This is a genomic window from Pedobacter frigiditerrae (assembly GCF_004331645.1).
Lineage (GTDB): Bacteria > Bacteroidota > Bacteroidia > Sphingobacteriales > Sphingobacteriaceae > Pedobacter > Pedobacter frigiditerrae.
This window is the reverse complement of record NZ_SJSK01000009.1, coordinates 63362-78017: the sequence shown is the minus strand read 5'-3', so window position 1 is coordinate 78017 and position 14656 is coordinate 63362. Positions and strand designations below refer to the sequence as shown.

Here is a 14656-nt window from a genome sequence, read left to right as displayed (position 1 = left end):
ATGTTGGTGCAAAATGGGCCAGTTTAGTCCTGCTATTTGCTTTACTTCTCTGATAAAGAATCGGGATCATACTCACTACCATTAGTTTATTTAATTTAAGCTTGTGCATAAAACCCCTACCAAACCAATAGCATTTCTAAAATTAAAGAATTAAGACTTAGCGACTTGATAATTCAACTTCAACAATTAACTTTATCAAATGCGCTTAATCCTCTTCCTATCTCTTCTTTGCTTAGGCTTTAGACCTGTTTTTGCACAAGATTCTATTGAGCAAAAGATGGACTGGTTAGCAAAAACAAAATCCGCTAGTAATTTTTTTGTTCATTTTGACAAAAATGTTTACACCAATAACGAGATTGTTTATTTCACAGGCTACCTAATAAAAGAAGGAAAGAGGAAGGTAAACAATCACCAGTTGATGTCGGTGTGCCTCATTAGAGATTTAGATAGCACTATTATAATTCAAGATAAGTTTGTAATGGGCAAAGGTTTGTCTTTTGGCAGTATTACTTTGCCAGACTCTATTCTTACAGGTAATTATCATTTTATTGCCTACACCGACCAAGTAATAAATGGCACACCAAGCGCCATCTTTAACCAACCAATTACCATTAAAACTAATATAGACCCAGCGTTTAAAGCCTCATTAAAAGTTTTAGATGACACAAATGAAATCAGCAAGAATCATCAGGTTTTACTAGCAGTAACCACTAAAGACAATCGGTTTTTACCAAAACCTATTCAAATAAATTATAAATACGGTAATTTATCTAAGAAGACAAAAACAGATCCATCTGGTCAATTACTCATTAGTTTACCCGAACAATCTAATTTAACTGACCCAAGCTTATACGTTAAACTAAAAAATGATAAAGACAGCAGCTACCTAAATTTGACACTACCCTTAAAGCAGAATAAGGCTTCTGTAAAATTTTATCCAGAAGGTGGGAATCTAGTATTAGGCTTATCATCAAATATAGGTTGGGAAGTTAAAGATCAGCAAAAAATGCCAGTAGCGGTTAAAGCTTTTTTATATGAAAATAACGAAGTGATAGATACCGTCGAAACAAGTAGTTATGGCATTGGTAAATTTCTATTACTGCCAAAAAGAGAATCAATTTATAGCATCAAGCTAATTCATTCTGGTCTGGCAGACAGTATTTATTATTTGCCAAAGGCGATAGAAAAGGGTTTTGTGCTTAATTTAAAAAGTGCAATCGTTAAAGACACCTTGTCTCTATCTATTAAAAGCACTGGAACAAAAAATCTAAATTTCCTCCTACACAACTTTCGACAAATCTTTTCAAGCATCCCATTTGATATGGAAACAAATAGAAGGATGATAAAAATACCACTTGATGAAGTACCTAAGGGACTGATGACACTTACTATTCTAGACAGTTTAAACAGGCCACTTGCCGAACGAATGTTTTTTGCCCATTACAGCAATGAGGAAAAAATAATTACGAGTACAGACAAGCAAATATATAATCAACGCGAAAAAGTAAACCTAAAACTGAAATTAAATTCAGATACCATAAGTATAGTTTCTATAGCTTGCATTCAAGATAATAGGTTAGAGACAAAAAAGATTAATGACATAGAAAGTTATACTTATTTAACAAGTGAATTAAATGCTTTACCAGTTGTTTTAAAAGGAACGCCCTATAAGGATGTTAATTATTTAGAACAAGTTTTATTGGTAAAAGGCTGGAGGAAATATACTTGGCAGGATTTACAAGCCACAACAGCAAATGACACTATTTACAAAAAAGATAGTTTACAAATGTTGGGTTCTATAACAAAGTCTAAAAAAGAGCTTATAAAACCCGTTACCATTGGTGCATTTGGAGACAATAAGATAAGATTAATAAACACCTCTGATAAAGGCAAATTTAATTTTAATGTAGACGACCTTATTTTAGAGCAAGGCAAAAAAAGCCTTCTTTTTATTAATGACAAGAATAAGTTTGATTATAAGTTTCAAATCAACGACCAATTTTTAAAAATGGATGAAAAACTAAGCAGGTCGCTAGTTTTTGACAACCCTGTGCTTCCATCTACAATTGTTAATAATGCAGAGCTAGTATTAAAAGGGAATGAAAAAGCAATTAGATTAAAAGAAGTAGTGATAAAGGGTAGAAAAGATAATGGAATAGGTTACAGAGGTGCATCAGGCAGTAATGCTTGTGGAGATTATGTATGTCGCTATAATATTTTAAACTGTCGAAACCATCCAGGAGACCCAGAAAATACCCAGCCAGTTGCCGGCAGGTCATATATGACAAATGGCATTTCAATGATTTACCAAGAATGTAGGGCTGGTTTAGGTGTAGATGAAAATTTCCTAAAATTTAATGGCATTCATCAACCCAAGGAATTTTACTTTAGTGATTATAAAGACCCGCAAGAGCCTGCTTTTTTCTCTACCATCTATTGGAATTATGGAATGGTATTAAGCAATAAAAAAGAAACAGAACTTAGTTTTTACACAAGTGATATTACTGGAAAATTTAGAATTATTGTACAAGGCGTTACCAATAAAGATGTTATTTACGACGAACATTTCCTAGAGGTAAAAACCAATAAATAAGAAAATTAAGCTTAAAAACAATATCTTTAATGATGCGCTTCTTACTTATTTTTTTTCTTTTTTGCGTACACTTTAAATCTATTACTGCACAAGAAAATTTTGCTAATAAAATGGAATGGCTAGCTAAAGCGAAACCAACAAGCAACCTATTTGTACACTTCGACAAAAACATATACGCCAATAAAGAAACAGCCTATTTTACAGGCTATTTAATTAAAGAAGCAAAAGTTGCCATCGCCAACCATAGTATCATGGCAGTTGCACTGATAAGAAACATAGACAGTACCGTAGTGTTAGAAGATAAGTTTTTAATGGAAAACGGTTTCTCTTTTGGAAACATCAATATTCCAGATTCTATTTTAACTGGAAGCTACCATTTTCTAGTCTATACCGATAAACTGATCAATGGTTTGCCCGAAGCAGTATTTCATCAATCCATTACCATAAAAACAAACATAGATCCTGCTTTTAAAGCGAGTATAAAAATTGCTACCGAGAACCAGCACGAAAGTAAAAATCAAAGAGTACTGATCTCGGTTACCTCTAAAGACAATCGTTTTTTGCCCAAGCTCACCAATATTATTTATCGCTATGGCAACCTAACAAAAAAAGCCAAAACAGATGCATCGGGTCAATTTTTAATGACTTTACCTTTGCAGGGAAACCTAATCGACCCTAATGTTTATGTAAAACTTAAATACGAGAAGGATAGCAGTTTCATAAGTTTGGCCATACCTCAACCAAAAAGCAAAGCTGATGTGAAATTTTACCCCGAGGGCGGAAATTTAATAAGTGGTTTGCCATGTATAATTGGCTGGGAGGTAAAAGATCAACAAAAAATGCCGATTGCCTTAAACGCTTACTTATATAAAAACAACCTAGTTATAGACACCATAGAAACCTCTACTTATGGCATGGGTAAGTTTAGGCTGATACCAGAACCTGGCGTAAATTACTCGGTTAAATTAATACATTCTAACCTTATAGATAGCAGTTATGCATTGCCAAAGGCGATAGACAAAGGTTTAACAATTAACATCCAAAACGCTCTGGTTATCGACACGTTGAATATTTATGTTAGAAACAATGGAATAAGCAAATTAAACATCCTTATTCATAATTTTAAAGAAGAGTTTTTAAACATCCCATTTGATATGGAAGGCAGAATTAAGCTTTTAAAAATTCCACTTACAGATGTACCAAAAGGCTTAACCACTTTAACCATTTTAGATAGTTTAAATAGACCTTTAGCCGAAAGGATGTTTTTTGCTCATCATGACATGAAAGAGAAACTTGACATAGAACCGGATAAAAACATTTATAGCCAAAGGGAAAAAGTATCCATAAAATTAAAGCTTATGGATATTGATGAAAATGCAGTGGTTTCTATAGCTTGCGTGCAGGCTAACAGGATGGAGTTAAAAAAAACCAATGACATTGAAAGTTATGTTTACCTAAAAAATGAGTTAGTAGATTTGCCTGTAAACGGAACTGGGTCTATCTATAAAGACAAGATTTACCTAGAGCAAATTTTATTAATAAAGGGTTGGAGGAGATATACTTGGCAAGACTTACTATCGGTAAAGTTAACTGATACTACTCTTACTATGGATAGCTTAAAAATTAGTGGCTTTATTACAAGAAACGATAATAAAAAACTCCCAAAACCACTTACTGTTGGGCTTTATGGCAATAGGAGAACAACATCAGTAGCTACAAATGAAGAAGGCTTATTTAAGCTCAACAATGTTGATATAATTGTAGAAGAAGGTGAAAAAATGTATGCGTTTTTAACTGCTGAAGCGATGTTAATACATACAATTAAAATAAATGATCCTTATACAGCATTGAGTAAAACACTGGTTAAGGTTTTACCAAACAATGAAGCCATTTTGCCCTTAACTTTAATAAACAATAGTGAAATGGTACTTAATGCAAAAGAAAAACCTATTCGGCTTAAAGAAGTAGTAATTAACACCAAAAAGAATGAAAAACCCAACGCTTGGAATGCCAATAAATGCGGAGACTACGTATGCTTTAACAAAATTTTAAATTGTAGAAATCATGGTGGTGATGGAAGAAATACTGCACCAATTGTTGGCAAAACCTATTTTACTAATTATGGCCCAAACTTACATAGATTGTAACGACAAGAATTTAAATGGTTTTTATACCATAAACAGCATCCATACCGAAAAAGAATTTTATATAAGTGACTATAAAGACCCGGTAGAGCCTGCATTTTTCTCTACCATTTACTGGAATTACGGTCTTGTTTTTAATGGAGAAAAAGAAGCAGAAATTAGTTTTTACACCAGCGATATTACTGGAAAATTCAGGATTGTTGTACAGGGAATTACCAATAAAGATGTAGTTTACGGAGAACATTTTTTTGAGGTAAAAGCAAATTAAACATAAATTAACAAGGAAAGAATTTCGCTTATAGAAAACTTTGCGCCACAAACAAATTCATCAGCAGCGCCATAATAAATGGTCAGCTCATCACCTTTAACAATATGGCCGTTTGTAAAAACAACTTGCCCAAAAAAGCCTTCCAATTCATACATTTCTTGCGGTTGCATAATAGGCTCATCTGTTTGTGCAATAACTAAACTGGGATCATTTAAATCCATCAAAAATGCACCTAGACAATATTGATGATTGGCATTGGCGCCGTGGTAGATTGCTAACCAACCCTTTTCGGTTTTAATTGGTGCTGCACCTGCGCCGACTCTTTTACTATCCCATTTAAGCTGACGCGTTTTAATTATACATTTATGTTTGCCCCAATGTATGCCGTCAGTTGATTGAGCTATCCAAATATAATTACCACCTAAATCTACACTACTTGGCCTATGCAGTGCATAAAATTTACCATTAACTTTTTCTTCAAAAATGGCACAATCCTTATTGTGAGGAGGAAAAACCATTCCATGTTTCTGAAAGCTTTTCCAATCTTTTGTTGTTCGCAAACCAACACCAACGCCATGACTGGAAACTGCTGTGAAAGTTAAGTAGTAAGTATCATCAATTAAAGAAATACGGCAATCTTCAACTCCAAAAGTTTCATCTTCTCCCTCTCCCTGTAATAAAGGATATCCTTCTGGCTCATAAAAATTAATGCCATCATCACTACAAACCAATCTTAAATGAGAAAGTGTGGTTAGGTAATCAATGCCCTTATAAGTAATAATCCTAGGATCTTTTGCTATTAAATCGGGATCGTCTATTTCAATTGTTCTAACCTCTATTCCCCCCTCTTTTAAAATAGGGAAGGAAATTATTCCAGGCTTCTGCATCGGTCTTTCTGCCACCCTAATTAACAGCCAAATTTTATCTTGAAAAGTAAATACACCAGGATTAAGCAAACAAGCAATTTCCAAACCTTCCCTGCTTGGCTTTAAGGCTAAAGGAGAAAGTAGTGGGTTTTGCGCAAAACGATTAGCGATATCAATATTCATAACTCGTTTAAATAAAAAAGCGACCGCCAATAGCAGTCGCTTCATTTTTTATAATGCTTCATTAAAGTGAATTAATCCATTTTACTAACTCATCCCTTCCTTTGCCAGTTTTCTGCTGAAGTTTCCCTAATAACTCATCATCTTTACCTTCTTCATGTGTTAAATCATCGTCCGTTAAATCTGCATAAGCTTGCTTAACTTTCCCTTTGATTTCATTCCATTTACCTTTTAATTCTAACTTATCCATAGCTATGTTTTTTGTTTTACAATGGTTGATTGTATGAACAACAGCTAACAAAAGTTATTGTTTTGCAAGCTTGCAACCTTTTTTAAATCTTGTTCGTCTTTAAACAAAACACTTATTCAATATGACAAAAAAAATCTCCTACCTACTTATTTTATCTACTTGTTTAATAGCTAGTTCTTGCACAATGATGGTTAAAGGCCTAGTAAAACTGGTCGTAAAAGATTACAACGACTACACCAATACCAACGTTTCTAACGTACAGATGTTAGAAAGAAAAGGCAACAGTCAATCATTTAGCAAATTATTTAGCGGAAAAACAGTTTACCTATATGTATGGGAAAACAAAGGCAATAGACCCGATGCGCATCAAAAAGAGTATAGAGAACTAAAAGAACGCTTTGCCAAATACCCAGATGTGGTGTTTGCCAATTTGTACATCGGCTCAGATACGGTTGCTAATTCTTATAAATTAGGTGATGATGGAGCTTCATTGGGCTTCCTTAAAATACTGGAAATAAACAATAGCGCTGCACCCTTTATTATTGGAAAAGACGGTTCCATTTTAGCCTACAAAGGACCAAAGCCCACTGATAAAATTTTAGTAGATTATGTGCTTTTTCAAGCTAGAAATGGAGAAGATGGTACCAAATCTGCTAAGCGATTGATTAGAGGGGTTAGCAGAGAGCAAAGGTTTAAATCTATAGAACTTAAGGATTGGTACACCAAGCATTTCAATAAAGAACCAGAAGGCAAACTTTCTTTCTCAGTATCCTCCACAAAATAACAAAAACCGTTTCCTTAACTAACCGAAAGGCATTAAAGGTTTAACAAGCTATTTAAATTACAATAGATATAAATCCTACCCAAATTTGAATTTACTTGCAATTAACTATTAGTAAAAAGAGCTTGTCTACTAATGCAAACAAGCTCTTTTATTTTTGAAACCTTTTTGTGCCTCTCTATTATTTTTTTTCTGAAGCTCGTTCAATAATTTCTTGTACTACATTCGGATCTAGCAAAGTCGAAATATCTCCCAAATTAGAGATATCTCCTTCAGCTATTTTGCGTAAAATGCGGCGCATAATTTTACCCGATCTGGTTTTTGGCAATCCAGAAACAAATAAAACTTTATCTGGCTTTGCAATTGCACCAATTACACGAGTAACGGTTTGTAAAATATCCTTTTTAGTTAACTCCACATCGCCATGCATAGCAGGAAAGATTACAAAGGCATAAATACCTTGTCCTTTTACATCATGAGGATAGCCTACAACTGCACTTTCTACTACGCCCGCATGCATATTAATGGCGTTTTCTACTTCGGCCGTGCCAATTCTATGTCCAGAAACATTTAACACATCATCTACACGGCCAGTAATCCTATAATAGCCGTCTTCGTCACGCAAGCAACCGTCACCTGTGAAATAAAGGTTCTCATAAGTTGAAAAATAAGTTAGTTTGCACCTCTCATGATCACCGTAGGTTGTACGCAGCATACCGGGCCAAGGGAATTTAATACATAAATTTCCGTTAACACCATTTCCTTCAATCTCATTTCCATTTTCATCCACCAAAATTGGCTGAATCCCAGGTAATGGCAAAGTTGCAAAACTTGGTTTAGTTGGTGTAACCGTCGCAATTGGCGAAATCATAATGCCACCAGTTTCTGTTTGCCACCATGTATCAACAATTGGCGCTTTTTGATGCCCTATTTTCTCATCAAACCAATGCCAAGCTTCTTCATTTATAGGCTCGCCCACAGATCCTAAAACACGGATAGAACTTAAATCTTTTCCTACTAAGGGCTCATCTCCAAAGCCCATTAACGAACGAATAGCAGTTGGAGCCGTATATAATGTATTTACTTTATGTTTTTCTACAATATCCCAAAACCTTGATGGAGTTGGGAATGTTGGAATTCCTTCGAATATTAATGATGTTGCTCCTTGAGATAACGGACCATAAACGATATAAGAGTGTCCAGTTATCCAACCAATATCAGCTGTACAAAAGTATACTTCACCAGGTTGATAGTTAAACACATTTGAGAAAGTATAACCAGCATAAACCATGTACCCTCCACAAGTATGCACCACGCCTTTTGGCTTTCCAGTAGAACCTGAAGTATATAAAATGAACAATAAATCCTCAGCATCCATTTCCTCAGCTTCACAAACATTATTAACATGCTTCACTTCGTCTTCCCACCAAACATCTCTTCCTTTAAGCATAGATACAGGTGTGCGCACATGAGTTAACACAATACATTTTTCAACCGTCGAGCAACCTATTAAAGCATCATCAATTACATCCTTTAATGGAATTTGTTTGTTACCACGATAAGCACCATCCGCAGTAATTACCAACTTACAAGCAGCATCATTAATTCTATCAGCAATAGATTTTGCAGAAAAGCCACCAAAAACAACTGAATGTACAGCACCAATTCTTGCACAAGCTAAAACCGCTATTGCCAACTCAGGCACCATTGGCATATAAATACAAATACGATCGCCTTTTTGAGCTCCATTTCTTTTTAAAACATTCGCAAAGCGACAAACTTGCTCATGCAACATTTTATAGGTAAGTGTTACGCTATCATCCTCAGGACTATTTGGCTCCCATATTATTGCTGGTTTATCACCATCAGTTAATAAATGCCTATCTAAACAATTTTCGGTTATATTTAACTTGGCGCCTTCAAACCATTTAATATTTGGTTCAGTAAAGTTCCAAGAAAGAACATTGTCCCATTTCTTTTTCCATACAAAATTTTCAGCTATGCTGCCCCAAAATTGTTCAGGCTCATTTACACTCTGTTGGTATACTTCTTGATATTGTTCAAAGGATGTTATTTGCATTTTTTGGCTTGAATAAATTTTTTATTTAGAAGTTGGCTAATTTAAAAAATTATAATTGATTAAGGTTTTCAAATTGCATCAAATATTCATTGTTTCTAGAATATTTAATATAATATACTAAAACATCTTTCAAACGTTATATTTGCTTATTCTAATAATTAAAAGAATCTAATGAGAATTTTCCTTTTTTTTTCTATCGCCTTATTTACTTTTTCATTAACGTCAACTGCAAAAAATGTTAATAGACATACTTATCATCAATCTGACACCTTAAAAAAAGGCAAAAACTATTTTCTTTTTTCAAAAAGTGAAAACATTCAAAGCGTAAATTTCAATAAAACTAAAAAAGCAAAAGAAAACATTGTGTATTTCCGATTTGGGTTTCCTACGCCAATTCCAAGTTCAAATGGAATACAAGGAAATATACTGCAAAGTAATAGAAAATATACAGAAGATGGTTCTGTACCCATTTTTGACAAGATCGACATTTTAACAGGAAAATATACGGATATTAAAATGAGCAAAGACACCAATGTAAGAAACTTATTCAAGCTAACAGATATAGAGTTTCCGCTCCGCCTTAAACTTCATAGTGGCAAGGAACACATAGATTTAGAGTTAACTGAAGCAGGCGAATGGAATATTGGAATAGAATTAAAAAATAATTAGCAATCACTCTTGATGTTTACAAAAATAATTCTGATATTTGCACACTCTTAAAAAAATTAAGTAGCAAAATAATCAACATAATAATAAAGTCATGTCAAGAGTTTGTGATTTAACCGGAAAAATGGCGATGTCGGGATTTAATGTTTCTCACTCGAACGTTAAAACGAAACGTAAATTTTATCCTAACCTTCAACTTCAGAAATTTTATATTCCTGAGGATAATACTTGGATTACACTAAAAGTGTCAACTTCAGCTATTAAAACCATTAATAAAATTGGTATTTCTGAGGCTCTTAACCGCTTCATGAAAAAAGGATATTTGTAAATAACATTTTGTCGATTAATCGGCATAAAAAAATAATAAAATGGCAAAAAAAGGTAACAGAGTACAAGTTATTCTAGAATGTACAGAACATAAAACTAGCGGTATGCCAGGTATGTCTAGATACATTTCTACAAAAAACCGTAAAAACACTACTGAGCGTTTAGAATTGAAAAAATTCAATCCAGTATTGAAAAAAGTAACCGTACATAAAGAAATTAAATAAGGTTAAAGATTTAAGGATAGAAAGTTTAATTCTATCAATCTATCGCTAATCATTTAAAATTATAAAGACATGGCTAAGAAAGTAGTTGCAACCCTAAAAACGGGTACAGGAAAAGAATATTCAAAAGTTATCACAATGAATAAATCACCAAAAACTGGTGCTTATTCTTTTAAAGAAATCATTGTACATAACGATCACGTTAAAGATGCGATTGCTGGTATCAGCAAGTAATAGCTAATTCACGTATAGCATAAAAGCCGTTCCGTATTTAACGGAAGGGCTTTTTTATTTTATTATCATTCTATGGGTTTATTCGATTTTTTTAAGAAAAAAGAAACTGCTCCTGAAGCTCAAGAAGCTTTAGATAAAGGTTTAGAAAAAACTAAAGAAGGTTTTTTAAGTAAAATCACAAAAGCTGTTGCTGGTAAATCTACAGTTGATGATGATGTATTAGATAACCTTGAAGAAGTATTAGTAACTTCTGATGTCGGCGTTACCACTACGTTAAAAATCATAGATCGCATACAGGCTCGTGTTGCAAAAGATAAATATTTATCTACTTCTGAGTTAAATCATCTACTACGTGATGAAATTCAGCTTTTACTGGCTGAAAACAATAGTAATGATTTTAGAAACTTCGAATACGGAGATCATAAACCTTATGTGATCATGGTAGTTGGGGTTAATGGAGTGGGAAAAACAACTACCATTGGTAAACTTGCTCATAAACTTAAAGGAGAAGGTTTGAATGTTGTGCTTGGCGCAGCTGATACTTTTAGAGCTGCTGCTGTAGAGCAAATTAAACTTTGGGGTGAACGTGTTGGCGTTAGGGTTGTTGCACAAGCAATGGGTTCAGACCCAGCATCTGTTGCTTTTGACACTTTACAGTCTGCAGTTGCCAATAAAGAAGATGTCGTGATTATTGATACTGCTGGTCGTTTACATAATAAAATTGGCCTGATGAATGAACTAGGGAAGATTAAAAGTGTAATGCAAAAGGTAATTCCAAATGCACCTCACGAAATTTTGTTAGTGTTAGATGGCTCAACTGGTCAAAATGCATTTGAGCAGTGCAAGCAATTTACCGAAGCTACTGACGTGAACGCACTTGCCATTACAAAATTAGATGGTACCGCTAAAGGTGGTGTTGTAATTGGTATTTCTGATCAATTTAAAATTCCCGTAAAATATATTGGTGTTGGCGAAAAAGTGGACGATTTGCAATTGTTCGATAAAAAAGATTTCGTCAATTCTTTATTCAATTAATATGATTACTAAAAATAAGCTTGTTAAACCGGTTACTAAACCTAAAATCAATGTAATAACTTTAGGTTGCTCAAAAAACACTTATGATTCTGAAGTGTTAATGGGTCAGTTACGTGGTAATAATTTATTGGTTGAACATGAATCCAATAAAATGGGAAAAGATGATATTGTAGTCATTAATACTTGTGGATTTATCGATAATGCCAAACAAGAATCTATTGATACCATACTACAATACAGTCAATTAAAAGATGATGGTAAAATTGGAAAGGTAATTGTTACAGGATGCTTATCTGAGCGATATAAACCAGAGCTTGAATCAGAAATTACTAACGTTGATGCTTTTTTTGGCACGAACGATTTAGAAAACATATTGCATAGTTTAGGTGCAAACTATAAACATGAATTAATCGGAGAACGTTTATTAACTACTCCATCTCACTTCGCTTATTTTAAAATTGCAGAAGGATGTAATCGTCCTTGTTCATTTTGCGCCATCCCATTAATGCGTGGTAAACACGTTTCAAGAGACATGAACGAGTTGGTTAATGAAGCGAAAATTTTAGCAGCTAATGGGACAAAAGAATTAATTCTAATTGCCCAAGACCTTACTTATTATGGTTTAGATATATATGGCAAACGTAATTTAGATGAATTACTACGCCGTTTATCAGATGTAAAAGGAATTGAATGGATTAGATTACAATATGCTTATCCATCTGGTTTCCCGATGGAAATTTTAGATGCAATGAACGAACGAGAAAACATTTGCAAGTATCTAGATATGCCTTTACAACACATTACCGATAACATGTTAAAATCTATGCGTCGTGGTATTACGAAGCAAAAAACCATAGATATTGTAAATGAAATCAGAGCAAAAGTTCCAAACATCGCCATGCGTACCACTTTAATTTGTGGTTACCCTGGAGAAACAGAGCAAGATTTCGAAGAAATGTACAATTGGGTTGAGGAGACTCGCTTTGACCGTTTAGGCTGCTTTACTTATTCTCACGAAGAAAAAACTCACGCACATCAATTAATTGATGATGTTCCTGAAGATATTAAACAAGCTCGTGTAGATGCTATAATGGAATTACAACAAGGTATTTCATTCGATATCAATCAAGAGAAAGTTGGAAAAACCTATAAAGTTTTAATCGACAGAAAAGAGGGCGATTTCTTTATTGGACGTACCGAATTTGATTCTCCTGAGGTTGACAATGAAGTTTTGATTGATGCAAATTCTGGTTATGCAGCTAATGGAAGTTTTGTAAATGTGAAGATAGACCGTGCAGAAGATTTCGACCTGTATGGACAAATTGTAAAATAAATCTCACGCCTAAAAATGTTTAGTAAATTAAGTTAATTTCGTATAACATGAAGGCAAAATACATCTCTTACCAAGACACACATTCGTTCTCTAAACTTGTTTTAGATTATGTAAATGACGAGGAATTCCTAAAACCTTTTTACAGTTTTCGTCCCGATATGGAAGGCTTAAAAAGAGCTGTTGATGCACGAAATTTTAAGGGTGATAGGGCTGAGTTAGTTGAGGTATTAAACCAACAGTATCAAAATGTAAAGACTAATAAGTCAGTAAATCATAACATTAATTTGCTGGCAGATGAAAATACTTTTACCATTACAACTGGGCACCAGCTTAATTTATTTACAGGTCCTTTATACTTCATCTACAAAATTGTAACCACTATAAATTTAGCACTTGAGTTAAAAATTGCTTATCCTGAAAAGAATTTTATCCCAATTTATTGGATGGCTACTGAAGACCATGATTTTGAGGAAATTAACCATGTTAGCGTTGATGAAAAAAACATAAGTTGGATACAGCAAACTAACGGTGCAACTGGCAGATTAAGCACAAAAACAGTTGAAGCAGCTGTTATGGCTTATAAAGCTTATCTAGGCATTAGTAAAAATGGAAAAAAATTAGCGAAACTAGTTGAACAGGCCTATTTGGAAAACGACAATCTAGCAGATGCCACTAGGGTGTTAGTAAATAGCTTATTTGAAAGATATGGTTTAGTAATTATAAACGCCGATGACACTAAATTAAAAAAACAGTTTAGTGCCATCATCAAACAAGATATTACAGAGCAAAACAGTGCGCATCTAACTGAAAAAACTAGCGAAACTCTAGAGCAAAATGGTTACAAAACCCAAGTAAACGGAAGAAATATCAATTTCTTTTACTTGATAGATAATCTCCGTGAAAGAATAATTGAAAAAAATAATCTCTTTACGGTAAATCATACAGACATCAGTTTTACTAAAGAAGAATTACTGAAGGAAATTGAAACTCATCCAGAAAGATTTAGTCCGAATGTAATCATGAGACCTTTATACCAAGAAGTGATCTTACCCAATATCGCCTACATTGGTGGTGGTGCGGAGGTTTCTTATTGGATGCAATTAAAAGCAAATTTCGATTTCTACAAAGTTGATTTCCCTGTGCTTTTACTCCGTAATTCAGCATTGCTGGTTGATAAAAGAAGTGCTCAAAACTTAAATAAATTAGGCTTTAAACTAGAAGATGCTTTTTTACCTACCGAAGAACTAAAAAATATATGGATTAAGAAAAACAGCGAATCTGTTTTAAGTTTAGCTGATGAAATTAGGGCCGTACAGGGAATCTTTGATCAAATAAAACTAAATGCTTTTAAGATTGATAAAACTTTAGAAAAAGCGACTGATTCTGCTAAAACTAAAACCAACCATTTGTTAGGTAATCTTGAGAAAAAACTTTTTAAAGCAGAAAAAAGGAAGCATGGAGTTTCTCTTAAACAAATAGAAAACGTAAAAGCAAGACTTTTTCCAAGTGGAACATTACAAGAAAGAGTAGTAAACCTTGCGCCAATGTATGTTAATTATGGCGAAGATTTTCTTTCTTCATTAATAGAAAACTTTCAACCTTTGGGTGGCGATTTTACTTTGTTGTTGCCATAGAAAGTCGGAAAAGTCCGAGAGACCGAAAGCTAGAAAACATTATC

Annotated in this window: 14 protein-coding genes; 11 read left to right on the top strand and 3 right to left on the bottom strand. The window is 33.8% G+C overall.

Annotated elements, in window-relative coordinates; all coding sequences use genetic code 11:
- Window positions 1-199: 199 nt before the first annotated feature.
- From EZ428_RS23385 to EZ428_RS23375, 3 genes are read left to right on the top strand one after another with little or no spacing between them, the layout of a single operon-like run.
- Window positions 200-2593 carry a hypothetical protein gene (locus EZ428_RS23385; RefSeq protein WP_131555767.1) on the top strand — a complete coding sequence of 798 codons (2394 nt, stop codon included), beginning with the start codon at window positions 200-202 and terminating at the stop codon, window positions 2591-2593.
- Window positions 2594-2622: 29 nt separating this feature from the next.
- A complete protein-coding gene (locus EZ428_RS23380) occupies window positions 2623-4740 on the top strand; it encodes a hypothetical protein (RefSeq protein ID WP_131555766.1) in 2118 nt (705 codons plus the stop codon).
- Window positions 4715-5005 (top strand): hypothetical protein, encoded by a 291-nt coding sequence (locus EZ428_RS23375; protein ID WP_165501857.1) that lies wholly within the window; start codon window positions 4715-4717, stop codon window positions 5003-5005. The genes EZ428_RS23380 and EZ428_RS23375 overlap by 26 nt, the downstream gene beginning before the upstream one ends.
- On the opposite strand, the gene EZ428_RS23370 is transcribed toward EZ428_RS23375, so the two are convergent.
- Window positions 5002-6054, bottom strand: coding sequence for a glycoside hydrolase family 130 protein (locus tag EZ428_RS23370; protein ID WP_131555764.1), 1053 nt, complete (start codon window positions 6052-6054; stop codon window positions 5002-5004). The genes EZ428_RS23375 and EZ428_RS23370 overlap by 4 nt on opposite strands.
- A gap of 61 nt (window positions 6055-6115) precedes the next feature.
- Window positions 6116-6301 (bottom strand): CsbD family protein, encoded by a 186-nt coding sequence (locus EZ428_RS23365; protein WP_131555763.1) that lies wholly within the window; start codon window positions 6299-6301, stop codon window positions 6116-6118.
- 121 nt (window positions 6302-6422) lie between these two features.
- On the opposite strand from EZ428_RS23365, the gene EZ428_RS23360 reads away from it, so the two are divergent.
- Window positions 6423-7085 carry a hypothetical protein gene (locus tag EZ428_RS23360; RefSeq protein ID WP_131555762.1) on the top strand — a complete coding sequence of 221 codons (663 nt, stop codon included), beginning with the start codon at window positions 6423-6425 and terminating at the stop codon, window positions 7083-7085.
- A 178-nt stretch (window positions 7086-7263) separates the two neighbouring features.
- Here the strand turns inward: EZ428_RS23360 and acs are convergent, their stop codons facing one another.
- Complete coding sequence (gene acs, locus EZ428_RS23355) at window positions 7264-9162, bottom strand: acetate--CoA ligase (RefSeq protein ID WP_131555761.1); 1899 nt, start codon at window positions 9160-9162, stop codon at window positions 7264-7266.
- A 171-nt stretch (window positions 9163-9333) separates the two neighbouring features.
- On the opposite strand from acs, the gene EZ428_RS23350 reads away from it, so the two are divergent.
- From EZ428_RS23350 to bshC, 7 genes are all read left to right on the top strand, one after another.
- On the top strand, window positions 9334-9831 hold the full coding sequence (locus tag EZ428_RS23350; protein ID WP_131555760.1) for a hypothetical protein: 498 nt from the start codon (window positions 9334-9336) through the stop codon (window positions 9829-9831).
- A gap of 91 nt (window positions 9832-9922) precedes the next feature.
- A complete protein-coding gene (gene rpmB, locus EZ428_RS23345; protein WP_131555759.1) occupies window positions 9923-10156 on the top strand; it encodes a 50S ribosomal protein L28 in 234 nt (77 codons plus the stop codon).
- Window positions 10157-10196: 40 nt separating this feature from the next.
- Complete coding sequence (rpmG, locus tag EZ428_RS23340; RefSeq protein ID WP_008242799.1) at window positions 10197-10379, top strand: 50S ribosomal protein L33; 183 nt, start codon at window positions 10197-10199, stop codon at window positions 10377-10379.
- 69 nt (window positions 10380-10448) lie between these two features.
- A complete protein-coding gene (locus EZ428_RS23335; protein WP_131555758.1) occupies window positions 10449-10610 on the top strand; it encodes a DUF4295 domain-containing protein in 162 nt (53 codons plus the stop codon).
- 72 nt (window positions 10611-10682) lie between these two features.
- Window positions 10683-11645 carry a signal recognition particle-docking protein FtsY gene (gene ftsY, locus EZ428_RS23330; protein WP_131555757.1) on the top strand — a complete coding sequence of 321 codons (963 nt, stop codon included), beginning with the start codon at window positions 10683-10685 and terminating at the stop codon, window positions 11643-11645.
- Between the two features lies 1 nt (window position 11646).
- Window positions 11647-12978, top strand: coding sequence for a 30S ribosomal protein S12 methylthiotransferase RimO (gene rimO / locus EZ428_RS23325; protein ID WP_205945803.1), 1332 nt, complete (start codon window positions 11647-11649; stop codon window positions 12976-12978).
- Between the two features lie 47 nt (window positions 12979-13025).
- The gene (bshC, locus tag EZ428_RS23320) at window positions 13026-14612 is read left to right on the top strand and encodes a bacillithiol biosynthesis cysteine-adding enzyme BshC (RefSeq protein WP_131555756.1); all 1587 of its coding nucleotides are present in this window, start codon (window positions 13026-13028) and stop codon (window positions 14610-14612) included.
- The last annotated feature ends 44 nt before the right edge of the window (window positions 14613-14656 follow it).

Coding starts and splice junctions, on each gene's coding strand:
- EZ428_RS23370 (WP_131555764.1), bottom strand. CDS start 6,054: ATGAATATTGATATCGCTAATCGTTTTGCGCAAAACCCACTACTTTCT.
- EZ428_RS23365 (WP_131555763.1), bottom strand. CDS start 6,301: ATGGATAAGTTAGAATTAAAAGGTAAATGGAATGAAATCAAAGGGAAA.
- EZ428_RS23335 (WP_131555758.1), top strand. CDS start 10,449: ATGGCTAAGAAAGTAGTTGCAACCCTAAAAACGGGTACAGGAAAAGAA.
- EZ428_RS23350 (WP_131555760.1), top strand. CDS start 9,334: ATGAGAATTTTCCTTTTTTTTTCTATCGCCTTATTTACTTTTTCATTA.
- rpmG (WP_008242799.1), top strand. CDS start 10,197: ATGGCAAAAAAAGGTAACAGAGTACAAGTTATTCTAGAATGTACAGAA.
- acs (WP_131555761.1), bottom strand. CDS start 9,162: ATGCAAATAACATCCTTTGAACAATATCAAGAAGTATACCAACAGAGT.
- EZ428_RS23360 (WP_131555762.1), top strand. CDS start 6,423: ATGACAAAAAAAATCTCCTACCTACTTATTTTATCTACTTGTTTAATA.
- EZ428_RS23380 (WP_131555766.1), top strand. CDS start 2,623: ATGATGCGCTTCTTACTTATTTTTTTTCTTTTTTGCGTACACTTTAAA.
- EZ428_RS23385 (WP_131555767.1), top strand. CDS start 200: ATGCGCTTAATCCTCTTCCTATCTCTTCTTTGCTTAGGCTTTAGACCT.
- bshC (WP_131555756.1), top strand. CDS start 13,026: ATGAAGGCAAAATACATCTCTTACCAAGACACACATTCGTTCTCTAAA.
- rimO (WP_205945803.1), top strand. CDS start 11,647: ATGATTACTAAAAATAAGCTTGTTAAACCGGTTACTAAACCTAAAATC.
- ftsY (WP_131555757.1), top strand. CDS start 10,683: ATGGGTTTATTCGATTTTTTTAAGAAAAAAGAAACTGCTCCTGAAGCT.
- rpmB (WP_131555759.1), top strand. CDS start 9,923: ATGTCAAGAGTTTGTGATTTAACCGGAAAAATGGCGATGTCGGGATTT.
- EZ428_RS23375 (WP_165501857.1), top strand. CDS start 4,715: ATGGCCCAAACTTACATAGATTGTAACGACAAGAATTTAAATGGTTTT.